The sequence below is a fragment of the Kitasatospora sp. NPDC096147 genome (genome assembly GCF_044763225.1).
Lineage (GTDB): Bacteria > Actinomycetota > Actinomycetes > Streptomycetales > Streptomycetaceae > Kitasatospora.
In genome coordinates, this window is sequence record NZ_JBIWFX010000016.1 from 52,708 (window position 1) to 78,037 (window position 25,330).

19 protein-coding genes are annotated in these 25,330 nt (G+C 74.1%); 3 read left to right on the top strand and 16 right to left on the bottom strand.

Annotation, left to right across the window (positions count from 1 at the left end; translation table 11 throughout):
• The first annotated feature begins 611 nt into the window (after nucleotides 1-611).
• Nucleotides 612-1,925: an alpha/beta fold hydrolase gene (locus ACIRBX_RS33035; RefSeq protein ID WP_402302870.1), complete on the top strand. Its 1,314-nt coding sequence runs from the start codon at nucleotides 612-614 to the stop codon at nucleotides 1,923-1,925.
• 94 nt (nucleotides 1,926-2,019) lie between these two features.
• Here the strand turns inward: ACIRBX_RS33035 and ACIRBX_RS33040 are convergent, their stop codons facing one another.
• A complete protein-coding gene (locus ACIRBX_RS33040; RefSeq protein ID WP_402302872.1) occupies nucleotides 2,020-4,089 on the bottom strand; it encodes a DUF4192 family protein in 2,070 nt (689 codons plus the stop codon).
• 219 nt (nucleotides 4,090-4,308) lie between these two features.
• Between ACIRBX_RS33040 and ACIRBX_RS33045 the strand changes: the two genes are divergently transcribed.
• Both ACIRBX_RS33045 and ACIRBX_RS33050 read left to right on the top strand, forming a co-directional pair.
• Nucleotides 4,309-6,540, top strand: coding sequence for a DEAD/DEAH box helicase (locus ACIRBX_RS33045; protein WP_402302874.1), 2,232 nt, complete (start codon nucleotides 4,309-4,311; stop codon nucleotides 6,538-6,540).
• 403 nt (nucleotides 6,541-6,943) lie between these two features.
• Complete coding sequence (locus ACIRBX_RS33050; RefSeq protein ID WP_402302876.1) at nucleotides 6,944-7,522, top strand: hypothetical protein; 579 nt, start codon at nucleotides 6,944-6,946, stop codon at nucleotides 7,520-7,522.
• 213 nt (nucleotides 7,523-7,735) lie between these two features.
• On the opposite strand, the gene ACIRBX_RS33055 is transcribed toward ACIRBX_RS33050, so the two are convergent.
• The 15 genes from ACIRBX_RS33055 to ACIRBX_RS33125 all read right to left on the bottom strand — a co-directional run bounded on the left by ACIRBX_RS33055 (nucleotide 7,736) and on the right by ACIRBX_RS33125 (nucleotide 24,936).
• Nucleotides 7,736-8,122 carry a hypothetical protein gene (locus ACIRBX_RS33055; RefSeq protein WP_402302877.1) on the bottom strand — a complete coding sequence of 129 codons (387 nt, stop codon included), beginning with the start codon at nucleotides 8,120-8,122 and terminating at the stop codon, nucleotides 7,736-7,738.
• A gap of 365 nt (nucleotides 8,123-8,487) precedes the next feature.
• A complete protein-coding gene (locus tag ACIRBX_RS33060; RefSeq protein WP_402302878.1) occupies nucleotides 8,488-9,171 on the bottom strand; it encodes a ribonuclease HII in 684 nt (227 codons plus the stop codon).
• Nucleotides 9,172-9,459: 288 nt separating this feature from the next.
• Nucleotides 9,460-10,977: a DUF4153 domain-containing protein gene (locus ACIRBX_RS33065; RefSeq protein ID WP_402302881.1), complete on the bottom strand. Its 1,518-nt coding sequence runs from the start codon at nucleotides 10,975-10,977 to the stop codon at nucleotides 9,460-9,462.
• Between the two features lie 306 nt (nucleotides 10,978-11,283).
• The gene (locus ACIRBX_RS33070; protein WP_402302882.1) at nucleotides 11,284-14,400 is read right to left on the bottom strand and encodes an Ig-like domain-containing protein; all 3,117 of its coding nucleotides are present in this window, start codon (nucleotides 14,398-14,400) and stop codon (nucleotides 11,284-11,286) included.
• A gap of 112 nt (nucleotides 14,401-14,512) precedes the next feature.
• Entirely contained in the window at nucleotides 14,513-15,412 is a 900-nt protein-coding gene (locus ACIRBX_RS33075; RefSeq protein ID WP_402302885.1) for a carbohydrate ABC transporter permease, read from the bottom strand.
• On the bottom strand, nucleotides 15,409-16,407 hold the full coding sequence (locus ACIRBX_RS33080) for a carbohydrate ABC transporter permease (protein WP_402302886.1): 999 nt from the start codon (nucleotides 16,405-16,407) through the stop codon (nucleotides 15,409-15,411). The genes ACIRBX_RS33075 and ACIRBX_RS33080 overlap by 4 nt, the downstream gene beginning before the upstream one ends.
• Nucleotides 16,408-16,572: 165 nt before the next feature.
• Nucleotides 16,573-17,934: an ABC transporter substrate-binding protein gene (locus ACIRBX_RS33085; protein ID WP_402302888.1), complete on the bottom strand. Its 1,362-nt coding sequence runs from the start codon at nucleotides 17,932-17,934 to the stop codon at nucleotides 16,573-16,575.
• 246 nt (nucleotides 17,935-18,180) lie between these two features.
• Nucleotides 18,181-19,386: a cytochrome P450 gene (locus ACIRBX_RS33090; protein ID WP_402302889.1), complete on the bottom strand. Its 1,206-nt coding sequence runs from the start codon at nucleotides 19,384-19,386 to the stop codon at nucleotides 18,181-18,183.
• 61 nt (nucleotides 19,387-19,447) lie between these two features.
• Nucleotides 19,448-20,692 carry a cytochrome P450 gene (locus tag ACIRBX_RS33095; RefSeq protein WP_402302892.1) on the bottom strand — a complete coding sequence of 415 codons (1,245 nt, stop codon included), beginning with the start codon at nucleotides 20,690-20,692 and terminating at the stop codon, nucleotides 19,448-19,450.
• Nucleotides 20,689-21,315, bottom strand: coding sequence for a GTP-binding protein (locus ACIRBX_RS33100; RefSeq protein ID WP_402302894.1), 627 nt, complete (start codon nucleotides 21,313-21,315; stop codon nucleotides 20,689-20,691). Before ACIRBX_RS33100 ends, ACIRBX_RS33095 begins: the two co-directional genes overlap by 4 nt.
• Nucleotides 21,296-21,664 carry a DUF742 domain-containing protein gene (locus ACIRBX_RS33105; RefSeq protein WP_402302896.1) on the bottom strand — a complete coding sequence of 123 codons (369 nt, stop codon included), beginning with the start codon at nucleotides 21,662-21,664 and terminating at the stop codon, nucleotides 21,296-21,298. Before ACIRBX_RS33105 ends, ACIRBX_RS33100 begins: the two co-directional genes overlap by 20 nt.
• The gene (locus ACIRBX_RS33110) at nucleotides 21,661-22,077 is read right to left on the bottom strand and encodes a roadblock/LC7 domain-containing protein (RefSeq protein ID WP_402302898.1); all 417 of its coding nucleotides are present in this window, start codon (nucleotides 22,075-22,077) and stop codon (nucleotides 21,661-21,663) included. Before ACIRBX_RS33110 ends, ACIRBX_RS33105 begins: the two co-directional genes overlap by 4 nt.
• On the bottom strand, nucleotides 22,074-23,945 hold the full coding sequence (locus ACIRBX_RS33115) for an ATP-binding protein (RefSeq protein WP_402302901.1): 1,872 nt from the start codon (nucleotides 23,943-23,945) through the stop codon (nucleotides 22,074-22,076). The genes ACIRBX_RS33110 and ACIRBX_RS33115 overlap by 4 nt, the downstream gene beginning before the upstream one ends.
• A gap of 205 nt (nucleotides 23,946-24,150) precedes the next feature.
• Entirely contained in the window at nucleotides 24,151-24,714 is a 564-nt protein-coding gene (locus ACIRBX_RS33120; RefSeq protein WP_402302904.1) for a Clp protease N-terminal domain-containing protein, read from the bottom strand.
• 3 nt (nucleotides 24,715-24,717) lie between these two features.
• Complete coding sequence (locus ACIRBX_RS33125; RefSeq protein WP_402302906.1) at nucleotides 24,718-24,936, bottom strand: RNA polymerase subunit sigma-70; 219 nt, start codon at nucleotides 24,934-24,936, stop codon at nucleotides 24,718-24,720.
• Between the last annotated feature and the right edge of the window lie 394 nt (nucleotides 24,937-25,330).

Genomic DNA, 25,330 nt, shown 5'->3' on the forward strand with positions numbered 1-25,330 from the left:
CGGGCGGGCCGCCCGTCGGCAGGTCGGCCGGAGCCGACATCGGTGGGACGCGGCGCTCCCCCGCGCCGTCCCCCGCCCCCGGTGGCCGGTCCGTGCCCTCCGGCCGGATGCCACCGCCCCGCTGCGGACGGCTCCGGCCCCGGTGGGACCGCCCGCCGGGCCCCCCTCCGCCCCGGCCGGAACCGCCCCCCGGTCCCCGGCCGCGCCGGTGCCTGCCACGGCTGCCGCAGGCCGTCCACCGCCCGGCCGTGCGCAGGAGGTCGCTCCCCTGCTGCGGTCGTCCCGGGCGGCGCCGGTGCCGCCCGCGCGGCGTCGGCCCGGACCTCCGGTCGCAGGTGCCGCCCAGCAGATTGAACGCACCGCCCCTCCCACAGGTCACGCCGTACCGGTCCGCCGACAGGTCTTCCCTGGTCGGCCGCGTCCCGCACCTCCCCCGGGGAGCGGACCGCGAGTCCCACCGCGGAGGACCCGTCCGGCCGGTGGCCACCGGCCGGCGCCAGGTCACTCACGGCCCGCGTCAGGATACGGTGCGGGGGCAACGGCGGGCGCACCGGGAACAGCGTGGGCGCCCGCCGCTCCGCGTCCGTGACCAGTGCGTACCGAGGAGTTGTATGTCCACCCCCACCCGACTGCCCGGGATCGTCACCACCGACCACGTCTTCCGGCTCCCGCTCGACCACCAGGCGCCCGAGGGCGAGCAGATCGAGGTGTACGCCCGCGAGGTGGTCGCCGCCGGCCGTGAGCAGGACGACCTCCCCTGGCTGCTCTTCCTCCAGGGCGGGCCGGGTGGCAAGGCCAACCGGCCGGCCGGGCGGGACGCCTGGGTCGACCGGGCCCTGGACGACTACCGGGTGCTGCTGCTCGACCAGCGAGGTACCGGCCGGTCCACCCCCGCCAACCGCCAGACGCTGGCCCGGCGCGGTGGCCCCGCCGAGCAGGCCGAGTACCTGACCCGCTTCCGGGCCGACTCGATCGTCCGGGACGCCGAGCTGATCCGTCGTCAGCTGCTCGGTGAGCAGGGGCAGTGGACGTTGCTCGGCCAGAGCTACGGCGGCTTCTGCACCCTCACCTACCTCTCGATCGCCCCCGACGGCGTCCGCGAGGCCTTCGTGACCGGCGGGCTGGCGGGGCTGCGCAGCTCGGCCGAGGACGTCTACCGGGCGGCCTACCCCCGCAACGTCCGGAAGAACAAGGCCTACTACGCGCGCTACCCGCAGGACGTGGCGGCGGTGCAGCGGATCGCCGGCAGCCTGGTCCGGCAGCCGGCCGAGCTGCCGGACGGCGGGGTGCTCACCGTGGAGGCGTTCCAGGGCCTCGGGCTGCTGCTGGGCTCCGGCGGCGGCGCTCAGGTGCTGCACTACCTGCTGGAGGAGGCCTGGGTGGAGGGGGTCGACGGGCCGGAGCTCTCGGACACCTTCCTGGCCGGGGTGCAGTCCCACCTCTCCTTCGCGCAGGGGCCGATGTACGCGGTGCTGCACGAATCCATCTACGGGCAGCGCTCGGTGGACGCCGGGGGCACCGCCTGGGCGGCGGAGCGGGTGCGGAAGGAGTTCCCCGAGTTCGACGCGGCGGCGGCACTGACCGCCGGTCAGCCGGTGCTCTTCACCGGGGAGATGATCTACCCCGCACTGTTCGAGAACGACCCCGCGCTGCGCCCGCTCCGGGACACCGCCCACCTGCTCGCCGACCGGACCGACTGGCCCGACCTCTACGACCCGGCCCGGCTCGCGGCCAACCGGGTGCCGGTGTACGCGGCCGTCTACCACGACGATCTCTACGTGGACACCGCCGACTCGCTGGCCACCGCGGACGCGGTGGCGGGGACGCGGGTCTGGGTCACCAACGAGTGGGAGCACGACGGCCTCCGGGTGAGTGGTGGTGCCGTGCTCGACCGGCTGATCCGGATGGCGCGCGGCGAGCTCTAGCCCACGGGCCCGGCGGTCAGGGCCGAAGGTCGGGGAGCCGGGGCCGAGGACCGTGGCCAGACCTCCGGCGACCGGACCGTCGGCCGGGGGCGTCTCAGCCGGGCCGTCCCGCCCGGCGGGTGCGGCGGGCCGGCTCGGGGTGGGTTCGGCCGGAGCCCGCCGGCTCGTCGCCGAACCCCGGGTCTCCACCCGGCGGGCGCTCACCCTGGAGGCGGCCCCCGCGGCGGGCCGAGCGCGGTTGCCGACGAGCCGTCCGGCGGCCGCCGGGCGGCTCGTCACCGGGCTCCGGCACGGGGGCCGCGCCACCGTACCCGCCCCGGCCGGCACGGCCCCGCGAGCCCCGGCCACCCCGCCGCCGGGCCGCGCCCGCAGACGCCCCCGGACCACCTCCCCTCCGGCCGCCGCCCTCCCCGTGCTCGGGCCCCTGGTCTCCCGAAGGGGGCGGAGACGGCCGATCACCGCGCGACGCGGACGGATCGTCAAGGACGTCGGCCCCGCCGTCCGGAGAGCTCCCGCCAGGTCGTACGGAGGGAGCTCCGGGGGCGGGCCTCCGACCCCCGCCCGCCTCCCCCTGGCCCGGCCCCGCCCGCCCGGGCTCCCCTCCACCTGAGCCGGGCGGATCGCCGGGACGGGCTGCTCCCCGCCCTCCTTGCCGCCCCTGCCCCTGCCCCTGCCCCTGGCCGGCCCTCGGAGGTCCCTCACCTAGCGGAACGGACGGACCGTCAGGACCGGCCGCACCATGGCCCTCTCGGGGCTCCGTCCCCTCCCCGGGGTCCGCCGGACCGGCCCCTGCCCTGGCTCCGGTGCCCGGAGGCGTCCCCACGCCCGGGCGGTGGAGCGCGTCCACTTGGCGGCGGGCCTCGCGCTCCGCGCGGACCCGGTCGAGCAGCTCGCCCGGGTGCAAGCCGCCGTTCAGCGACTCGTAGAGCAGCTGCGCCAGGGTGTACGTCTGGTCGAGGTCGAGCACCCTGGCCAGCACCACCCGGGCCGTGGCGGTGTCACCGGCCAGCCAGGACGTCCAGGCGAGCAGGGTGAGCGGCGGGGCGGCGTACCGCTCGAAGGGCGGGACGCAGCGGCGGGCGAGGTAGCGCCACAGGCGCTGGGCGGGGACCAGCTCGTCCGGCTCGGCGTACTCGGCTCCCCGGTCCCGGGCCAGCTTGTCCTGGAGGCCGACCAGCAGGCGGGCCGTCCGGGCCGGGTCGAGCTCGCGGGCTCCGCCGCCGAAGTCGGCCAGGGCTCCGGCGAGCAGCTCGGCGGTCTGCTCCAGGGTCGCGAACCGGCCACCGGGCCCGGCGAGTTCACCGATCAGCTCGGGGCCGGCCAGTTCGAGCGCCTCCCGGTGGACGTCCTCGCCCGGCGGCCCGATCGGTGCCAGCCCGGCGGCGATCGCCTTGCGACTGCCGCGGGGTGCCACCCCGGCGTAGGCAGCCGCAGCCGCGATCGGGCTGGGCAGCCGGATCGACCGGATCGGCACGCCCTCCGGATCGCAGCAGCCCGCCTCACCGCAGAGGAAGGACCACCACCTCCCGTCCGAGACGCACAACGACTCCTTCACCGCCACCCCCGCCGCCCGGAACTCCTGTGCCAGGAGATCGGCCAGCGGCCGGAGCAGTGCCACCACCCCGGGACCGTCCACGGGCTCCGCCGACGGCCCGTCAGGAGGTGCTCCCCGCCCCGACCCCCCGGCATCCGCCGGCTGCCCCCGGTCCGCCCCGGGCGGCCACACCCGGTCGAAGCCGGGCGCGCCCCGGGGGAGCACCAGCGGTGACGGGGGCGGCCCCGAGCCCGGCCGGTGGGCGGCGGTGGGACCGGCCGGTCCGGTCCCGCGCCCGGCCGGGTCCGCCGGGTCCTCGACGTCCCGGCAGAGGTAGATCAGCACCTGCTCCGGGCGCTGGTCCCGCTGCTCGGAGAGCCCGACCAGCAGCCTGGCGGTGTCGGCCGCGACCGCCGGCCAGACGGCCGGGTCGGCCGGGATGTCCAGCCGGATCACTCCGCCCTGCTGGAGCATCGGCCCCTGGAGGCCGACCGCGACGATGCTGTCGTCGGGGAAGAACCCGAGCAGGTAGGGAAGCATCTCGGCCATGTCGGCCGGGCCGCGCATCCGGAGCGGGTACTGGCCTGCCGGCGAGGTGGCGGACTGGATGACGTGCTCCTCGTTGTTCATGTCCGGAAGCGTCCCGCGCGAGCTGCACCGACCCCGTCGAACAGCCATTTCCTGTGGATAAGTCGGGGGGTCCAGCATGTGCTCCCCCGTTCGGCCCATTGCCGAAACCGACCAAAAGGTACAAATGGACCGCACTCGGATGATGTCCTGATGAACCGACTGCGGTCCGCCCACCCGGGCTGTTCGCGCCCTGTCGCTCCGAGCCTGTATCCATGAGCCATGACCGAGCCCTCGCAGCACCCCGCCACCGCCCCCGGCCGCGCCGAGGCCCCGACGACCGACCGCGCCGCCGTCCGGGCCCGGGCCGAGGCCGTGCTCCGCGAGCTGGCCGGTCCGGCCGCCGTCCTGCGCGAGGACCAGTGGCTGGCCATCGAGGCCCTGGTGGTCGACCACCGCCGGGCCCTGGTGGTGCAGCGCACCGGTTGGGGGAAGTCCGCCGTCTACTTCATCTCGACCGCACTGCTCCGGGCCCGGGGCGCGGGCCCCACGGTGATCGTCTCCCCGCTGCTCGCCCTGATGCGCAATCAGGTCGACTCCGCCGCCAAGGCCGGCATCCACGCCCGCACCATCAACTCGGCCAATCCGGAGGAGTGGGACGACATCCAGGCCGAGGTGGCGGCCGGCCAGGTGGACGTCCTGCTGGTCAGCCCCGAGCGGTTGAACAACCCCGACTTCCGCGACCAGGTGCTGCCCAAGCTGGCCGCCTCCACCGGCCTGCTGGTGGTCGACGAGGCGCACTGCATCTCCGACTGGGGCCACGACTTCCGCCCCGACTACCGCCGCCTGCGCACCATGCTGGCCGAGCTCTCCCCCGGCGTCCCGGTGCTGGCCACCACCGCGACCGCCAACGCCCGGGTCACCGCCGACGTCGCCGAGCAGTTGGGCACCGGTGGCGGCGGCGAGGGGTCCGACGGCACCGCCCTGGTGCTGCGCGGCCCGTTGGACCGCGAGAGCCTCGGCCTCGGCGTGCTCGACCTCCCCGACCCCGCGCACCGCCTCGCCTGGCTGGCCGACCACCTCGCCGAGCTGCCCGGCTCCGGCATCGTCTACACCCTCACGGTGGCGGCCGCCGACGAGGTGACCGCCTTCCTCCGCCAGCGCGGCTACCCGGTCGCCTCCTACTCCGGCCGCACCGAGGACGCCGAGCGCCGCACCGCCGAGGCCGACCTCCTGGCGAACCGGGTGAAGGCCCTGGTCGCCACCTCCGCCCTCGGCATGGGCTTCGACAAGCCGGACCTCGGCTTCGTCGTGCACCTCGGCTCGCCCGGCTCGCCGATCGCCTACTACCAGCAGGTCGGCCGCGCCGGGCGCGGGGTGGACCGGGCCGAGGTGCTGCTGCTGCCCGGCCGCGAGGACGAGGCGATCTGGCGCTACTTCGCCTCGCTCGGCTTCCCCGCCGAGGAGCAGGTGCGGCGCACCCTGGACGCGCTGGCCGAGGCCGGCCGCCCGCTCTCCACCGCCGCGCTGGAGACCCGGGTGGACCTCCGCCGCGCCCGGCTGGAGACCATGCTCAAGGTGCTCGACGTGGACGGTGCGGTCCGCCGGGTCCGCGGCGGCTGGACCTCCACCGGGCAGGAGTGGACGTACGACGCGGCCCGCTACGCGAAGGTCGCCGAGTCCCGCACCGCGGAGCAGCGGGCCATGCGGGAGTACGCCACCACGGGCGGCTGCCGGATGGAGTTCCTGCGCCGGCAGTTGGACGACGAGCAGGCCGCGCCCTGCGGCCGGTGCGACAACTGCACCGGGCAGCGCCGCTCCGCCGAGGTCTCGGAGGAGGCGATGGCCGCCGCCCGGGCCGCGCTCGGCCGACCCGGCGTCAGCTTCGAGCCGCGCCGGCTCTGGCCGACCGGGATGGAGGCGATCGGGGTGCCGCTGAAGGGCCGCATCCCGGCCGGCGAGCAGGCCGAGACCGGCCGGGCACTGGGCCGGCTGTCGGACATCGGCTGGGGCACCCGGCTGCGCGGCCTGCTGGCCGACGAAGCCCCGGACGGTCCGGTCCCGGCCGAGGTGCTGGACGCGATGGTCAGCGTGCTCGCCGACTGGGCGCGCGGCCCCGGCGGTTGGGCCGGCCCGGAGGACGCCGACGGGGGGCGGCTCGCCCGTCCGGTCGGGGTGGTCACGGTGGATTCGGCCCGCCGACCGCAGCTGGTGGCCACCCTGGGCGCCCGGATCTCGGAGGTCGGCCGGCTGCCGCTGCTCGGCCGGGTCTCCTACGCCGACGGCCGCCCGCCGCACGGCCCGCGCAGCAACAGCGCGCAGCGCCTGCACTCGCTGGCAGGCGCCCTGGTGGTCCCCGGCGAGCTGCAGGAGGCGATCGCGGCCAACCCCGGCCCGGTCCTGCTGGTCGACGACCTGGTCGACTCCGGCTGGACGGTCACGGTGGCGGCCCGGCTGCTCCGCCGCGCGGGGACCGGCCCGGTGCTCCCGCTGACCCTCGCGGTCCAGGCGTGATCGGGGCCGGCCCCCGGGAGGACGCCGGGACGGAGGAGGGCGAGGGGACGCGGCGGAGGAGGGTGACGGAAGGCGACGGACGGGAGGCCTGACGACCCGTGACGGCGACACCTGACGACCCGTGAGGACGAACCTGACGGATCCGACCCGCCGTCAGCCGAATGGCAGTCGACCCGAGGTGGAATATATCCGGCAGACCATAGGCATTCGGGCGGCGTTCGTCATTTCATCGTTGCCGCTCGGCCGTTCTGACCTGAGAATTGGGAGGTACCCAGAGCCCGGTCCGGAGGACCCGGCCTTCGGCGTACGCAGCTACCCGCCTGCCCCGCACCACGCGGGCGACGGGCCGGGAAGGAGGATCGTGATCAGCGGCAGCGACCGACCCCGGTTCTCCCGGAGACGCATGCTCGACCTCGAGGGCTGGGCGGAGGCCGACGTCCCGCTGCTCCGTACGCCGCGCGAGTTCGTCGCCGAGCTGCACCAGCGTCACCTCCCGCAGCCGGGCACCACGGTGGTCGCGGTGCTGGACGCCCTGCACCAGGTCACCGCCTCCGCCTCGTTCCCCTCCCGTCAGCACGTCCAGGACGGCTGGCAGTACCGGAACGAGATCCTCACCCACCTCCGGTTGGTCACCCCGCACGACCTCCGGCTGGCCCGGCCGAGCCGGACGGCGGTCCTGCTGCGCTGCCGCGAGGGCGCGCCCGGCTGGACGGAGCAGGACGGTGCCTGGATGTGGGCGCTGCGCGACGCCGCCGCACTGCACGGCCTGCGCTGCGGCTCGTACATCGCGCTCACCCCGAGCGGCTGGCAGTCCCTCGGGGACGGCCGCAACGGCCGGACGCCGCACTCGGGTTCCTGGTCGGACGGCCCGGTGCACACCGTCACCGAACTCGCGCCGCGCACCACCCCGCGCAGCCGCCCCTCCCGGAGCGGCCGCACCGCCGACCCGGTCAGGCCACTGCGCCGTACCGCGGCCGGCTGACGCACCACCGGGCACGACCACGCCGGGCACCGCACCACCGCGTTCCTCCGGGGGTAACCGTCCGGAGGAACGCGGAACGGAGGCGGTCCGGAGCGCGAGCGCCCAGGGCGGCCGGAGCACGGCGGAAGCGGCCCTCCCGGTCAGCGGGCCCGGCCGGGCAGGGCACGGCAGCCGCCCCCGGAACCTCGGAGCGGCCACCGTGCCGATGGAACGTCAGACGCCCACCGGGCGCTGGGCGTCCGGGAAGAGCGGGTTGACCGCACCGGCCTCGCCGCACACCAGCAGCAGCTCGCCGGCCAGCTCCCGCGCGGTGCGGGCGGCCTTCGCCAGCCGCTCACCGCCGGTCGCCGCGTTGACCACCAGGACCACCACCGGGCGGGCGGCCAGCCTGGCCGCTCCGGCGTCGGCGTAGAAGACGTCGCCGCCCTCGGTGAGCTGGGCCCAGTAACGCTCCTCCCCGAAGGAGAGTTCGTGCTGCTGCCAGGGGTGGGGCTCGCCCACCGTCAGGACCAGCACCGCCTCCGGACCCCGGCCCGACTCGAGCAGCCGGTCGACCGCGTCGTCCGCCCGCTCGACCGCGTCGCGCGCGGTGGCGGGCACCAACTGCACCGTGGTGCCCGGGAGTCCGGGTGCGGCGCCCGGTGCCGGGCCGGGACGGGGGCCCGGACGCGGACCGGGACGCGGCCCCGGCTTGGGACCGGGCCGGGGCCCGGGCACGGGCCGGGCAGCGGAGGAGGAGACGGACGGGACACCAGCGGACTGGGCATCAGGCATACGGAGGGAGGACTCTCGCGGGAGGGGGACACCGGGGCCCGGAACGCTCTCGTGGATCTCCGGCTCCGCGCTCACGCGGACCTCCGGCTCCTCGGGGGAAACAGGCATGACCCGATGTCTATCAAATGGCGCTCGAACGCGCACGGGCACCCCACGAGTTGGGATCGAGTGGTCACCCTTCCGACACCGGGTCAGAAGCCCAGCGTCAGCTGCTCGTCCTGCGGCTCGGGCTCGCGCACCCGCTTGAGGTGGCTCCACCGGGTCAACCCGTCCATGTACGCCCAGGAGGTCCGGTGGTGGCGGGTCGGGCCGTGCTCCTCCAACGCGGCGCGGTGCACCGGCGAGGGGTAGCCGGCGTTCTCGGCGAAGGCGAAGGCGGGGTACTCCTCGCCGAGCTCGGCCATCATCGCGTCGCGCTGCACCTTGGCGAGCACCGAGGCGGCCGAGACGCAGATGCAGGACTGGTCGCCCTTGATCACGGTCCGGACCCGCCAGGGGCCTCCGAGGTAGTCGTGCTTGCCGTCCAGGATCACCGCGTCCGGCCGGACCGGCAGTGCCTCCAGCGCGCGCACCGCAGCCAGCCGCAGCGCGGCGGTCATGCCGAGTTCGTCGCACTCCTCGGGGGAGGCGTGGCCGAGCGCGTAGGCGGTGACCCAGTCGGCGAGCACCGGGGCGAGTTCGGTCCGGCGCTTCTCGGTGAGCAGCTTGGAGTCGGTGAGCCCTGCGGGCGGCTTGCGCAGGCCGGTGACCGCGGCCCCGACCGTGACCGGCCCGGCCCAGGCACCCCGGCCGACCTCGTCCAGCCCGACCACCACCTGGGCGCCCGCCCGGCGCAGCGAGCGCTCGACCGAGTGGCTGGGCGGTTCGTACGGCATGGCGGGTCCTTCGGTTCGGAGCGGTTCGACGGAGACCGGCCCCGCGCACTGTCCAGCCTAGGACACCCGCCACCCCCGCCAGGACGGTCGCAGCGCGACCACCGGAGCCGGCCCGCCCACGGCCCGCACCGCGCGACGCGACCGTGCGACGGACGCCCGGCGGCCACCGACGTGCCCCCCCGGCACGCCCGCACCCGCCGCCCGTCCACCGCCCGTCCGCCGCACGGCCGGTCCCGCCACGGCACGCACCCACCGCCCCCGCGGCATCAGCGGCAACCACCCCACCCGCTACGGCAGTTCCCCACCCGCCGGGTAGCGGCTGCTGTCGCAGTCGGCCCGCAGGTCCACCGGCCGCTCCCGCAGCAGCTCCCGGGCCCGGCCCTCCGACAGGCTGGCCGCGTACCAGGGGGTGGGCCGCCCCTCCAGCGAGACGGCGATGGCCTGCAGGGCACAGGTCCGCCGCTCGCCGGTGAGCCGGTCCAGCGCCGGGACGGCGTCGGCGGAGAGGCTGCTGAGGTAGGCCAGGTCGATGGTGTCGAGGCGCTCGAAGCGGGTGACGTTCTGCTCGGCGATCAGCGCGTCCGGCCGGACCAGGCCGAAGGCGGCGACCCCCGCCACCGCGCTGAGCGCGACCACCCGGGGCAGCAGCCGAGCCACCCGGGCACCGGCCAGCACCGCGATCAGCACCAGGACGAAGACCGCCCCGAGCCAGAGCTCGGCCGCCGTCACGGTGACCCGAAGCCTGGTCAGCCCGAAGACGTCCACGTACCGCTGCATCCGGTAGTACGCGGAGGCGACCACCACCAGGGTGAGCACGCAGAGCAGACCGGTCAGCCCCTTGCCGAGCAGCCGGTCCGAGGCGGTCCGGCGGGGCGCCCAGCGCTGGGCCAGCGCGACCACCGCGAGGGCCAGCACGGTGACCCAGAGCAGCTGCCAGAAGCCCTGACGGGCGTACTCGGCGGGCACCAGGCCGGGCTTGCTCATCACCGCCTCGTAGCCACCGAAGAAGACCACGGCCTGGACGGCGACGAAGCCGCCGAAGAGCAGGTTGAGCGCGAGCATCGGGACGGCCCACTCCGCCCGGCCGCGCTCCCGGCCGGGCCACAGCGGCAGCCGGTCGAAGCGGCGGGGTGCGGCAGCGGTGTGCGCGGCGACCAGGGCGACGCCGGTGCCGAAGGCGAACAGCACGGCCCGGACCGGGAGTTCACCCAGGTCGATGCTGGGCACCAGGGAGTCGACCAGCTCGCCGACCGCCGCGTCGGCGCTGGCGAACAGCGCACCGAAGACCACCAGCAGACCGCCCGTCACCAGCACCGTCCTGACCACCGGCAGCACCCGCCGCGCGGACGGCACGGGCCGCGCGCGCAGCCCCCGGACCAGCCAGGGCAGCACCGAGAAGGCGTGCAGCCCGAGCCCGAGCGGGGCGAGCAGCACGGCCGGCCACCGTCGGCCGCCGTGCAGGGCCAGGGCGGCCGAGCCGACTGCCGCCACGAAGGCCAGGAAGCTCGGCCAGCCCGCGTCGCTGAGCACCGGCACCAGCAGCAGCGCGAAGGCGGAGAAGCCCCACACCAGGGTCCACGGCCGGGGCCGCCGCCCCCGGGCCACCGCCGCCGAGCCGGCCGCCACGGCGGCGGCCAGCGCGAACAGCAGCAGGTTCACGCCCGCGCCCTCGACCAGCACCGCCGCCGCCACCGCTCCGGTCAGCAGCGCCCCGAGCAGGACCCGCACACCGGGCGGGGCCGGTCGCTCGGCCGTGGTGGCCGTGACCCAGTGCGGCTTCGGGTCGGACGCCGGTGGAGCCCACACGTCGGGGGACGGCTGCTTGGGAAGGTGTGCGCCTCCCGCTGCCGGGCCAGGGCCAGGGGCAGAACCGGATGACGATGACGACGGCTGTGGTGTGGACATGACGCCCCCTCAGAGAACGAGCGGGCGCGGCGCAGCACCCTGAACGGTGCTGCGCCGCGCCCGGGACGCGAGGAGACTATCCACCTTTCTGAACAGGTTCAAAACTATCGGCGTCTTCTGTTACCGAGCCATGACGAAGCCTCAGTACGCCAGAGGCCGCCGGTACGTCAGAACGCCGACACGCCGGCACGTCAGTACGCCGGTACGTCAGTACGTCCCGAACAGCGAGTAGGACAGCGAGGTCCGGTTCGCCGCCCCGAAGCTGGCCGGCCAGGTGCCGAACGGCGCTGCCGCCCCCTGGTACGCCCCGACCCCGTAGGACCCGACGTTGTAGTGCATGTTGTTCAGTGCCGGCCCGGTGCCGTTGGTGTTGTAGACCAGCCAGTACGCCGTCCCGGCGGACAGCGCGAGGTTCACCGGCAGCGAGTTCCACGAGTCCGCCGTCAGGGTCCCGGACGGCGTGCTCGCCACCAGGGTGCCCGGCACGCCGTCCACGTCCGTGTAGACCGCCAGCTGGTACTGGTTGTTGGGTGCCGCGCTGACCGAACCGACGTGCACGCTCAGCTGCTTGAGGGTGATCGCCGAGGCGCCCGTGACGAACCGGCTGCCGTTCAGGTGGTTGGAGGAGTTGTCGTCCTCCTGGGTGCCGATCTCGGCGTTGCCGACGGTCAGCGGCGGCGGCGCGGCCGTGGTGAAGGTGATCGCGTACGGCGCGGCCAGCGTGTTCCCGGCCACGTCCCGGACGCCCTGCACGGTGGCCCGGTAGGAGGTCGAGACCGCCAGCGGGGAGGCCTGGGTGAAGACCACGCCGTTGGTGGTGGAGTCGTACGAGACGGTGCCGCTCACCGCCGCGCCGCCGGCGGTCGGGACCACGGTGACGTCGGTCGGGCCGACCGACGAGCCGTCCAGCGGCTCGCTGAAGGCGAACCGCACCGGGTTCTGCCCCGGCACCGCGGTGGCGCCGTTGGCCGGGGTGGTGCCGGTGACGGTCGGCCGGGTGGTGTCCTGGCCGTAGGTCGCGGTGTAGGAGCCCGCGTTGCCGTTGAAGAAGGCGTAGTTGACGCCCTTCACGGTCTCCACCCGGTAGGGCACCGGGACGCCGGCCTGCTTGATGCCGAGCAGGGTGCCGTTGGAGGCCTGCACCGGCAGCATGCCGCGCAGCCCGTTGACCCCGCCGGTGATCGAGAAGCTCAGCGTGGTGCCGTTCCAGCTGATCCCGGAGTAGGCCGAACCGTTGCGCCCGTCCAGCCAGTTGAGCAGCTGGCGGCTGGAGACCACCGGCACGCCCTTCGCCTTGGCCGCCGCGATGATCTGGTCGGCGGTCTGCGAGGGGGCGAAGTCGGTGTGGATGTTGGCGGTCACCGCGGCGTAGTAGCCCTGGGCACCGTAGGCGGCGTTCAGCAGGGTGTTGATGGTGCCGGGGTGGGACTGGCCGGACTCATCGGTGATCTGGGTGGTGGCCTGGTAGACGTCGATGACGCTGCCGTCGGTGTCGGCGAACTTCATCGGCAGCCCGGTCCCGTTGAAGTAGCCCGGCCGGTCGTTCACGAAGGAGGACGGGTAGTAGTAGTAGTCGTGGTCCATCCGGATGCCGTTGGCCAGCTTGGTCTTGGCCTGGGTCGCCCAGTCGTCCCACTCCACGCAGTGCGTGCGGCTGCTCGACGGCGTCGGCAGCGCCGGGTACTTGGCCTTCCAGTCGTTCAACTGGCTGGTGTACATGGACTGCAGGGCGGCCGTGGTGCCCCACGGGCGGCAGTCGGTGGTGATGTGCGAGCCGACCTCGAAGCCCTCGTCGGAGTACGCCTGCGCCTGGGCGGCGGTCAGCGGGCCACCGCTGTAGAGGTACGAGGAGCCGCGCACGCACTCCCAGTTCTCCACCTTGCAGCCGGCCGGGCTCTGGCCGATGAAGTTGTCCCAGCGCCCGGAGGTGCCGCCCACTCCGTGGTCGTCACCGGTCATCACCACGACCGCCTTGACGTCCCGGGGGAAGTACCAGAAGCGCGGCAGCGGGGCCTTGGCGAGGTTCATCCGGGTCACCAGGTTGGCCAGCAGCCGCTGCTGCTCGTCGGCGATCGGGATCAGCGCCTTGTCCAGGTCGTTCCAGTCCGCCTGGCCGTTGCCGCCGAAGAACATCTCGCTGGCCTCGTAGCCGTCCACGCCGTCGCGCTGCTGGCCGGCCCAGGCGGCGTTGCCCTGCCGGGTCTGCACCACGGAGCGGGCCAGGTCGAAGGTGAAGGCGGCGGCCTGGCCGGAGCCGACCGTCCGGAGGGTGACCGCCGGGTTGGCGGTGGCGGTGGTGGCGTCGCCGTAGAGCGTGGCGACGGCGGTGGCGCCGTTCAGGGCGTACCGGTCGGCGGCGCCGTGGAAGCCCATGGTGTCGGCGGTGAGGCCGGCGCCGGGAGCCGCCGAGGTGTCGATCTTCAGGTAGGCGTCCGCCAGCGTGTTGGCGGAGGCGGTCAGGCCCAGCAGCGGGGCCAGCTTCTTGTCCGGCCGCATGGCGACCAGGCGCCCGCCGGTGCTGGTCCAGTTGGAGAACATGGTGACCTGGGCGTCCGTCAGCGGGGTCTCGCCGAGCAGCACCAGGCTGTGCTGGGTGAGCAGCAGGCTGTTGACCTGCGAGAGGTCGACGGTCTTGTAGCTGTTCAGGCCCTCGGCCTCGAGGATCTCCCCGAGGTACTTGGAGTACGGGTTGGCCGCCGTGGTGACCACCAGCACCGGCCCGCTGGCGCCGGGCCCGGCGCCCGGGGTCCAGACCGGGGTGTTCGCCACGGTGTAGGTGGCGTTGATCGAGAAGTCCAGGCCGGTGGTGGTGGACGGGCCGAAGGAGGCCGGCCAGCTGCCGTACGCGGTCGAGGAGTTGCTGTAGGCGCCCTTCCCGCCGGTGGAGTAGCGCAGGTTGTTCACCGCCTGGCTGACGCCGTTGCTGTTGTAGGCCAGCCAGTAGGCGGTGTTCGGGCTCAGGTTGGCCGAAACCGGCAGCGAGTTCCAGGAGTTGGCGGTCAGGGTGCCCGCCGCGCTGTTGGCGACCAACGGGCCCGGCTTGCCGCCGACGTCACCGTAGACCGCCACCTGGTACTGGTTGTTCGGAGCGGCGCCGACGTCGCCGACGAACACCGAGATGCTCGTGACCTGCCCGCCCTTGCTGCCCATCACGTAGCGGGAGGCGTTCAGGTGGTTGGAGTCGCCGGAGTCGGTGGCGGTGCCCGTCGTGGTGTTGCCGAGCTTCGCCGTTGCGTCCAGGGCGGACGCGTTGGTCGGGGTGGCCAGGGTGGCCGCCGCGAGCAGGGCCACCAGTAGGCCCGAAAGTCGTTCTCTGTACCGCACGCACTGCCCCCAGGTCTGTCAACGGCGAAATGCCGCCACCTGTGTACCTGGTCGAGCGGGCGCATGTCCGCAGAATCCACACATTCCTGCGCCATGACAGTTCGTCAGGCGGTCAACCCTTGACAGAACCGGCCAACAGGCCCCGTACGAAGTACCGTTGCAGCGCAAAGAAGACGATCAGCGGAACGACCAGCGAGAGGAAGGCGCCGGCCGTCAGCAGCTCCCACCGCCCGCCGAAACTTCCCGACAGCTGGGCCAGGCGCACCGTCATCGGCGCCACCTCGGCGAGGCCGCCGGAGAAGGTCAGCGCGACCAGCAGGTCGTTCCAGACCCAGAGGAACTCGAAGATGGCGAAGGAGGCCAGCGCCGGGGTGCAGAGCGGCAGCACGATGGAGCGGAAGATCTTGAAGTGCGAGGCCCCGTCCACGATCGCGGCCTCCATCAGGTCCCGGGGCAGCTGGGAGATGAAGTTGTGCAGCAGGAAGGTGGCCAGCGGCAGGGCGAACATCGTGTGCGCCAGCCAGACCGGCACGTAGGTGTCGCTCAGGTCCACCGCCGGGATGATCGTCACCGAGCCCAGGTGGGCTCCTCCGGAGAACAGCTGGAGCAGCGGGATGAGCGCCATCTGCAGCGGCACCACCTGGAGCGCGAAGATCACGAAGAACACCGTGTCACTGCCCTTGAACCGCACCCAGGCCAGCGCGTAGGCGGCCATCGCGGCCAGCACCAGCGGGAAGACGGTGGCCGGCACCGCGATGGCCAGCGAGTTGACCAGGAAGGGCATCAGGCCGTTGCTGTTGCCGAAGCCGCCCTCGAAGAGCACCGCGTGGTAGTTCCCGAAGCCGATCGACGGGTCGGAGAACACCTCCCACCACCCGGTGGTGGCCACCCGCTCCTTGGGGCGCAGCGAGGTGACCAGCAGTCCGAGGGTGGGCACGGTCCAGAGCACCGTCACCACGATCACGAAGAGCGAGCCGAGCGGCCCGCCGAACGCCTTGCGCACCGCCTTCACCGGGTCTCACGCTCCTTGCGCAACTGGACGATGTTGTAGGCCACCAGCGGCAGCACGGCGAGGAAGAGGATCACCGCGAGGGTCGAGCCCCGGCCGACGTCGAACTGCACGAAGGACTGCGAGTACATCTCGTTGGCCAGCACCTGGGTGCCGAAGTTGCCGCCGGTCATGGTGCGGACGATGTCGAACGCCTTCAGCGTGGTGATCATCACCGTGGTCAGCACCACCACCAGGGTGGTCCGGATCATCGGCACGGTGACGTCCTTGAACATCCGGAAGCCCTGCGCGCCGTCCAGCCGGGCCGCCTCGGTGACCTCGTCCGGGATCGCCTTGATGGCGGCCGAGAGCACCACCATGGCGAAGCCGGTCTGCACCCAGATCATCACCGCCATCAGCAGGAAGTTGTTCAGCGGCTGGCTGAGGATCCAGTTCGGCGGCTGCTCCCAGCCCAGCGAGACGGCCAGTTGGCTGAGCAGGCCGATCTGCGGCTGGCCGGCGCCCCGGGACTCGTAGACGAACTTCCAGATCACCCCGGCCCCGACCAGCGAGACCGCCATCGGCAGGAAGACCAGCGACTTGTAGACCGCCTGCCAGCGCATCCGCTCCACCAGCAGGGCCAGCACCAGGCCGAGGCCGGTGGCCGCGAGCGGGGCGACCAGCAGCCAGAGCGCGGTGTTCAGCAGCACGCTGTGCACGGACTCGGTGGTGAACGCCCAGGCGTAGTTGTCGAAGCCGGTGAAGCGGGAGCTGTCCGCGCCGTAGAGGCTCAGGAACAGCGTGCGGACCAGCGGTGCGACCAGGCCGACCAGCAGGAGGAGCACGGCCGGGCCGAGCATCACCGCGATCGCCAGCGGTCTGCCGAAGCGCCCGCTCGCCCGCCCGGCGGCGAAGAAGACCACCAGCAGGATGCCGAGGAAGCCGGCCACGGCCCCCAGGCTGTTGCCGAACTTGATCCCGGCGTCGGTCCACGCGGAGGCGGCCAGGCCGACGGTCATTCAGGTGTCCTTCCCTCAGCGGGCCTTGGAGGGGTTGCGGGCGGGAGGGGCTCACGGGGCGTCAGGAGGGCGGCGCGGGGCGGCGCACGGGGGCGTGCAGGGGCTCGGAGGGGGCGTGGAGAGGGCGGCGCGGGCGGGTGGACCCGCGCCGCCCGTGACGGCGTCCTACTGCGGCCAGGCCGCGTCGATGTCCGCCGCCACCTTCGAGATGGCCTGTCCCTCGGCGAACCAGGCGGTGAGCGCCTTCCACTCCGCACCCGAGCCGACGGCGGCGGGCATCAGGTCGGAGGCGTCGAACCGGAAGGTCGCCGCCGGGTCGGTCAGCGCGTCGGCCGAGATGCGGTCGATCGGGTCGGTGTAGAGGCTCTTGTCCACGCCCTGGTTGGCGGAGACCCAGCCCTTGGAGACCTTCACCCGGCTGCTCGCCCACTCGCTGCTGGAGAGGTAGTTCTGCACCGCCTGCGCCTCGGGCCGGTCGCTGAACGCGGTGACGAACTCGCCGCCGCCCTCGACCGGGCTGGGCACCGCCGGGTTCACCGCCGGCAGCCGGAAGGCGAAGACGTCGCCGTCCGGGCCGACCGCGGTGCCCTTCGGCCACTGCGCCGCGTAGAAGGAGGCCTGCTGGAGCATGGCGCACTTGTTGGTGAGGATCGGCGCCCCGGCGTCCTGGAAGGTGGTGGTGGCGATCGACTTCACGTCGCCGATGCCACCGTTCACCCAGGCCGGGTTCTGCATCCAGCCGGCCACCGTCTGCATGGCGGCGGTGATCTTCGGGTCGCTGAACTTCACCTGGTGGCTGACCCACTGGTCGTAGACCTCGCCGCCGTGGGTGCCGAGCACGACCTCCTCCAGCCAGTCGGTGGCCGGCCAGCCGGTCGCGGTGCCGGAGCCGATGCCGCCGCACCAGGGCTTGGTGCCGCCGCCCGCTCCGGCGATCTTGTCGCTGAGCGCCGTCAACTCGGCCCAGGTCTTGGGCACTTCGTACCCGGCCTGCTTGAAGTACTTGGGCGAGTACCAGACCAGCGACTTCATGTTGGCGCTCATCGGCGCGGCGTAGAAGGTGCCGTTGACCGAGCCGTAGGTCTTCCAGACCGGGCTCCACTTGGCCTGGTTGGCCACGGTCTCGGCCGGTGGCTTCACGACCTTTCCGGTCTTCACCATCTGCGCCAGCAGGCCGGGCTGCGGGATGATCGCGAAATCCGGGGCGTTCCCGCCGCTCACCCGCACCTGGAGCTGGGACTCGAAGTCGCTGGAGCCCTCGTAGGCGATCTTGATGCCCGTACAAGAACTGAACTCGGCCCAGGACTTCTCCAGCGAGTCCGACTCCGGGCTCAGGATGGAGGCGTACATGGTGACCTTGGTGCCCGAGTGCCCGGCGTAGGCCTGGTACTTGGCGCAGTCGCCGGTCAGCGCGGCGGACGAGCTGCCGCCGCCACCGCCGCCCGAGGAGGAGGAGTTGGAGCAGGCGGCCGTGAGCGCGAGGAGCAGGGCGGCCGGGACGGCCAACTGCCGGGGGCGGAGCGTCATCGGCGGCCTCCGGTCGCGATCAGGGTGGTGGTCAACGAGGTCCTCCTAGCCAGGGCATGACATGCCAGCGGTGGGACGAAGAGCGCTGCGCCGTACCTGAGATCGGTGCGTACCCGGGGGTCGGGCTGGCTCGAAGACGTTAACCCAAGCCGCACCCCCCGCCAAGGTGCGCGTTCGACCTTCATCGCCCGGTGCCGCAGTCGTGACCCGGCCGTGTCACGCGGCCGGGTCACCGCTGACGCCCGGTCAGAGCCGGACCGGCAGCTCCCGCAGCGAGTTGACCACCATCGACGGGCTCGGCCGCAGCTCACCGTCCCCGACCGCCAGCCGGAGCCCGGGGAAGCGCGCGAACAGCGCGGGCAGCGCGATGCCCGCCTCCAGACGCGCCAGCGACGCCCCGGGGCAGACGTGCGGGCCGTGGCCGAAGGAGAGGATCCGGGACGGCTCCCGGGTGACGTCGAACAGTTCGGCGGTGAGACCGTGCCGCGCCGGGTCCCGCCCGATCGCGTTGTACGAGATCAGCACCGCCTCGCCGGCCGGCACCACCACGTCCTCGTACACCACCTCCTCGGCGGTGAAGCGGAACAGGAAGTTGGAGGTCGGCGGGGTCCAGCGGAGCGACTCCTCGACCACGGCGGCCCACTCCACCTCACCCTTGCGGACCAGCTCCAGCTGATCCGGATGGGTGAGCAGGGCCCGGACGGCGTTGGTGATCAGGTTGACGGTGGTCTCGTGACCGGCCGCGATGATCACCCGCAGGGTGGCCGCCGCCTCCTGGTCGGTGAGCGCCCCGCCCTCCACGTCGGCCGCCAGCAGGGCCGTGGTCAGGTCCTCGCCCGGCTCCGCGCGCCGCTTCGCCACCAGGTCGTTCACGAAGGCGTTCAGCCCGGCGATGATCGCGGGCACCTCGGCCGGGTCCTTCACGCTGCTGAAGAACCGCTCGTAGAGGTCCCGGATCCGGCCGTGGTCCTCCACCGGGACGCCCAGCAGGGTGCCGATCACCGTCATCGGCAGTGGGAAGGCGAAGGCGGTCTTCAGGTCCAGCTCGGGGCCGGACTCCGCGACCCGGTCCAGCAGTTCGGCGGTCATCCGCTCGATGCCCGGCCGCATCGCCTCCACCCGGCGCGGGGTGAAGGCCTGCGCCACGATCGAGCGCAGCCGCCGGTGCTCGGCCCCGTCGGTGGTGACCATGGACGGCCCCGGCACCGCCAGCCCGATCAGCGGCCAGGTCGCCGGCACCTCGCCGCGCCGGTACGCACCCCAGTGCTCCGCGCTCTTCACCAGCCGCTCGTCCGTCAGCAGCGCCCGCGCGGCCTCGTGCCGGGTGACCGCCCAGGCGCGCACCCCGCCCATCAACTCGACCGGCACCACCGGTCCGGCGGCGCGCAGCAGCGCACCCTCGGCGGCGTTGTCGGTGGCCAGCGGGTCCATCGTGACGACGGCGGTGGTCATGCGTGCTCCGGTGGTTCGGGGGAGGTGACGGGGGAGGGAGGATGCAGCCGCTGACGGCGGGTCAGCCCGGGTGGCCCGGGGTGAAGGCGACCGGCAGGGCGACCAGCGCGCGCACCCAGGCGGACGGCCGCCAGACCAGCGCCGACTCGGTGACCGCCAGCCGCAGGTCGGGGAGCCGGTCGAGCAGCACCTCGATCGCGGTGGCGGCGATCACCTCGGCCGTCTCCTGGGCCGGGAACGGGCAGCTGTGCGGGCCGTGCGAGTAGCTCAGGTAGGCCCGGTTCCCCTCGGCGGCGGTACCGTCGGGCTGCCGCACCGAGGGGTCGGTGTTGGCCCCGGCGATGCCCAGCAGCAGCATGTCCCCGGCCGCGATCCGCCGGCCGCCGAGCTGGGTGTCCCGGGTCGCCCAGCGGCCGGCGAAGATCTGGGTGGGGGTGTCCTCCCAGAGCGCCTCGGCGAGGGCCTGGCCGATCGAGCGGCGACCGCCGGAGAGCGAGGCGGCGAAACGCTCGTCGGTGAGCATCAGGCGCAGCGCGTTGGAGATCCAGTAGGCGCAGGGCTGGTGACCGGCGATCAGGATCACCCGCAGGTCGCGCATCACCTCCTCGTCGGTCAGCCCGGCCGGGTGCCCGACCAGCCGGGAGGTGACGTCCGGGCCGGGCTGCCCACGCTTGCGCAGCACCAGCTTGAGCATCACGTCCAGCAGCCGCTGCGCCCCGGCCTGGGCGTCCGCCCCGCCGTCCAGCATCGCGACCAGTGCGGCGATCAGCACCGGGGCCTCGTCCTCGTCCAGCCCGAGCAGCCGGCAGAGCACCAGCAGCGGCAGCCGGTGCGCGTAGTCGGCGACCAGCTCGGCCTCGCCCTTGGCGGCGAAGCCGTCGATCAGCCGGTCGGCCACCTCCTCGCAGTACTGCTTGAGCTCGTACTGGTCCACCGCCGCCAGCGCCTCGGTGATCGCGGCCTTGCGGCGCCGGTGCTCGGCCCCCTCGGCGTAGAGGACCGACGGGACGGGGGCCATCATCGGCTTGAGCGGCCAGTCGGCCGGGATCTCGGACCACTGGTTCCACCGGCTGGAGTCCCGCCCGAAGAGCTTGGGCTGACCGGTCATCAGCTGGAGCTCGCGGTAGCCGATCACCAGCCAGGCCGGCACTCCCCCGGCCAGCTCCACCGGGGCCACCGGGCCGTGCTTCTCGCGCAGCTCCCGGTAGACCGCCCCCGGGTCGGTCTGGAACCGCGGGCCGTACAGCGGAGCCGCCCCGGCGTGCGCCGGGCAGCCCGGCGGCGGGGTGGTCAGGGGCTCGGTCACGGAGTCTCCTCGTACGCTTCGGCGGCCAACTGCTGGATGTGGCGGACCAGTCCGATCAGCACCTGCTTGCCGGAGGCCCGCTCGCGGGCGTCGCAGTCCAGCAGCGGGACGTGCTCGGGCAGGTCGAGGGCGGCCCGCACCTCGGCCAGGTCGTGGGCGGGCGGGCCGAAGTTGTTGCGGGCGACCACGAACGGGGTGCCGTGCTGCTCCAGGCGGTCGATCGCGTACCAGGACTCCTCCAGGCGGCGGGTGTCGACCAGCACCACCGCGCCGAGCGCCCCGCTGAACAGCCGGTCCCAGAGGAACCAGAACCGCTCCTGGCCCGGTGCGCCGAACAGGTAGAGCACGTTCCGCTCGTCCAGGGTGATCCGGCCGAAGTCGAAGGCCACCGTGGTGGACCGCTTGGAGCCGACCAGCGAGGGGTCGTCCACCCCCTCCCCCGCCCGGGTCATGGTCTCCTCGGTGGTCAGCGGGCGGATCTCGCTCACCGCGCCGACCAGGGTGGTCTTGCCGACCCCGAAGCCGCCGACCACCACGATCTTCAGACCGGTGCTGGCGGTGGAGCCCAGCGGAGCGGCCGACCGGGGCCGCAGCAGCACCGGGTCAGAGCCGTTGGAGGCCATGCAGCACCTGCTCCAGGGTGTCGAGGTCGGGCAGCCGGGCCTTGCTCGGCGCGAACCGGGGGTGCCGGGCGGTGATCCGGCCGCCCTCCAGCAGGTCGCCCAGCAGGATCTTCACCACGCTGACCGGCAGGGCGAGTTCGGCCGCCAGCTCGACCACCGCGGTCGGAGCGGCGGCCAGCTCCAGGATCCGGGCCAGCTCGGACTGCATGCCGGGGGCCGGGGGCTGCTCGGCGACGATCAGCGTCACCAGGTCGAAGGCGTTCTCCGGCGGGCGGCTGCGGCCACCGGTCACCGTGTACAGCCGGTCCGGCGAGTCGTCCGGGCCGGGCAGCGCCCTGGCGGCGCTCATGCCGGGGAGGCTGCGCGGGCCGGAGCGGTCAGGTACGCGCCGATCTGCTCGACCAGCCCCTGCATGTTGTGGCCGACCACGCCGACGTCGGCGCTCTCCTCGGTGACCACCGCCAGGTGGGCACCCTCGCCCGCCGCGACGATGCACAGGATGCCGCCGTGGAACTCGGTCATCGACTGCCGGACCCCGCCGGTGCCGTCGCCGAACTCGATCGAGGCCCCGTGCGCCAGGCTCTGGATGCCGGAGGCTATGGCGGCCAGCTGGTCGGCCTGATCGACCGTCAGGCCCGAGCTGTGGCAAAGCTTGAGGCCGTCGGCCGAGAGCACCAGGGCGTGCCGGGTGCCGGGGGTGGAGCCCAGCAGGTTCTCCAACAGCCAGTCGAGGTCGCGGTCGGTGGTGGTGCTGCTGCTCATCGCGGATCGTCCTTCTGGGAAGCGTCGTCGGAGGTGGCCGCTGTGGTGGCGGCCCCGGTCTCCCGGGCCGGTGTGGCGACCGGCTCGGGGGCTTGCGCGGAGGAGTGCTCGGCGGACTGCCCGGCCCCGGCGGGCCGCACGGTGCTCCGCCCGGCGGCCTGGTCGGCGACCTGGTCGGCGACCTGGTCGGCAGGCTGTCCGGTGGTCTGCCCGGCGGCCGACTGGACGGCCCGGCGGAAGGCCCCGAACCGGGCCGCCGCGACCGCCGCGTCGGTACGGGGGCGGGCGGCGGGCGCGGTGGAGGAAGCGGTCTCCGGAGCGGGCGTGGGTGCCTGGGCGGACGCGGTGGCGGACGCCCGGGCCGCGCTCAGGGTCTGGCCCCGGCGCCGCTGCGGCAGGCCGTTCTCGGTGGTCGCGGCGGCCGGCGGGAGCGCCGGGGCCAGGGCCGGGGCAGCCAGGGCGACCGGGCGCTCGTGCACGGGAGACGGCTCGACGGCGGGAACGACGGGAACGACGGGAGCTGCGGGAGCGGCCACGGCCGGGACGGCGGCGGCCGGCAGGGGCAGCGGGGCGCGCTCGGCCGCCGGGTGGGTGACCAGGTGCTCGGGGATCAGCACCACCACTCCGGTGCCGCCCCGGGCGGACGGCCGGAAGGAGACCTGCAGCCCGTGCTTGCGGGCCAGCACGCCGACCACAGCGAGGCCGAGCCGGGTGCCGGAGGAGAGCGAGGCGAGGTCCAGGGGCTCGGCGGAGACGGCCCGTTCGGCCCGGGTCAGCCAGCTCTCGCCGAGCCCGAGGCCGCCGTCCTCGACGGTGACCACCAGGCCGGAGTGCGCCTCCTCGACGTAGACGTGCACCTCGGCCGGCGGGGCGGAGAAGTTGACCGCGTTGTCCAGCAGTTCGGCCAGCAGGTGCATCACGCCCTCGGCCGCGAAGCCGGCCACCGCCGCCGTGCTGGCCGAGTGCAGCCGGACCCGGCGGTAGCCGCCGATCCGCCCGAGTGCGCCGCGCAGCACCGACTCCACGGCGATCGGCCTGGTCCAGCGACGGCCGGTCCGGGCTCCGGTGAGCACCGCGATCGAGTCGGCCATCCGGCCGGCCTGGGCGGTGGAGTGATCGAGCGTCAGCAGGTCCCCGAGGACGTCCTCGCCGTGCCGGTGCTGCATCTCGCGCAGCTCCGCGTGCATGCTGGTGGCCAGCGCTTGGACCCGTCCGGCGGCGGTCGCGCAGACCGCCAGCGCGGCGGCCCGCTGCCGCTCGCCCCGGCCGACCTCGGTGGCCACCGTGCGCAGCAGCCCGGCGTGCGGGAGCGCGGTGCGGCCGGCCAGCGCGGTCTCCACCGAGCTGCCGGAGCGCAGCCGGCCGAGCACCTCGGGCAGCACCCGATCGGTCAGTTCGTCGAGCTCGGCCCGCTCCTGACCGGCCCGCTCGACCGCCTCGCGCAGCTGCCCGGCGTCGGCGCGGACCTCCCGCAGCTCCTCGGCCGCGGCGTGCAGCTCGGCGCGCAGCGCCTCGCGCTCGGCCTCGGCGGTGGCCAGGGCGGCCCGTAGCCGGGCGGCGGCGGTGTGGGTGGCGGAGAGCTCGGCGTGCTGCACGGCGGCCCGGCCGGTCACCTCGGTGAGCTCGTACCGGGTGACCTCCAGATCGGCCGTCACCCGGGCCCGGCCCCGGACCTGACGGCAGCTCAGTGCGAGCAGGCCGGACCAGAGCACCAGCGCCCCGGCCACCGTGAGCTCCACGGCGAAGCGGTGCCCGGCCGGGGCCGTCACGATCGCGGCGACGGCGGCCAGCACGCCGGCCGCCAGGCCGAGCACCGCCCAACGGCCGGTGCTGCTACCGCCGGTGGCGCGGCGGGGCTGAGCTCTCATCAGACTGATCCTCGGGGGCGGACGGCTGCTGCTGGGCTGTCGACCAGCGCACCGCACCCGTCACTCTCCGGGCGGTTGATCAGTACACGCGGTCAACAGATCATATCCGTTCACCCCTTGTACTCAAGACGGCTTCTGACGCACCGTCCGCCATTCGGGCACCGTCCGTGACCCGACCTGGACGGCGCCCGAACGACCCGTGGCCTCAGCCTTGCAGGTGCTCCAACTCGGCACGCAGCAGCGGTAGGTCGACACCCCGGTCGGCGATCACCCGGACCCCGAGGCCACCGCCCTCGCGGAGCAGCCCGAGCAGCAGGTGGCGCACCGCGATCTCCTTGTCCTTCCGTCGCAGCGCCTCCCGGAGCGAGAGCTCCAGCACCTTCTTGGCGCGCGGGGTGAACGGGCTGCGGTCGGCCATGCCCCACAGCCGCCCGCGCCACTTCGGCCCCTCCGGCGCAGCGGCGAGCGCCCCCTCGCCGAACTCGGCCTCCACCGCCGCCCGGACGGCGTCGAGGTCGACCCCGATCGAGGCCAGCGCCTCCGCGTCGCCGTCCCGGCCACCACCCCCGACCAGCCGGACCACCCCGGCCCGGACGGCCGCGTGGTCCACCCCCTTCGCCACCAGGAGCGCCGCCGCCGGATCGGCGGGGTCGGCCAGCACCCCGAGCAGCAGGTGCTCGGTGCCGGTGTACCCGTGGCCCAGCTCCTGCGCCTCGGCCTGGGCCCGCACGACCACCTGACGGGCCGCCACCGTGAACCGCTCGAACATCCCTCAGCCTCCTTCCCGCTTGGCGTGCTTCTTGTGGACGGCCTGCCGGGTGACGCCCAGACAGACCGCGATCTCCTGCCAGGACCAGCCCTGGCCGCGCGCGTTCCCGACCTGGATGTCCTCCAGCCGGTCCGCCAGGTCCCGCAGGGCCCGCACCGCGCGCAGGCCGACGGCCGGGTCACGACTGCTCGCGGCTGCCGCGAGCTGCTTGGTGTCGCTCATGACGTCAACTCTGGTTGACGCATCCCCGATTGTCAACCTTGGTTGACAGAGGCGCCCGCCCGCCCGGCCACCTGCATCCGCACCGGTGAGTGGCTCGCCGGTCAGGAAGAGGCAGGGGTGCAGCGGAGCGGTGGCGGCCCGGATCAGCGCCACCCGCCCCGGCGCCGTCCGGGGCCCGGTCGCCCCGGACGGCTTCGGCCCGGGCGTCCCCTCGCTCCACCCGGGCCCCTCACCCCCGCCGAGGTGACGGAGCGCCGGGCCGAGCAACTCGCCCGGTACGCCGCCCTGCCCGCCGAGCCGCTCTCCGCCGAGGAGTGCGCCGCCCGCGCCCGGGCCAGGGCCGCCCCCTCGGCACCGACCCGGAGCCCGAGGCGGCCACCGCCCTGCGGGCCCG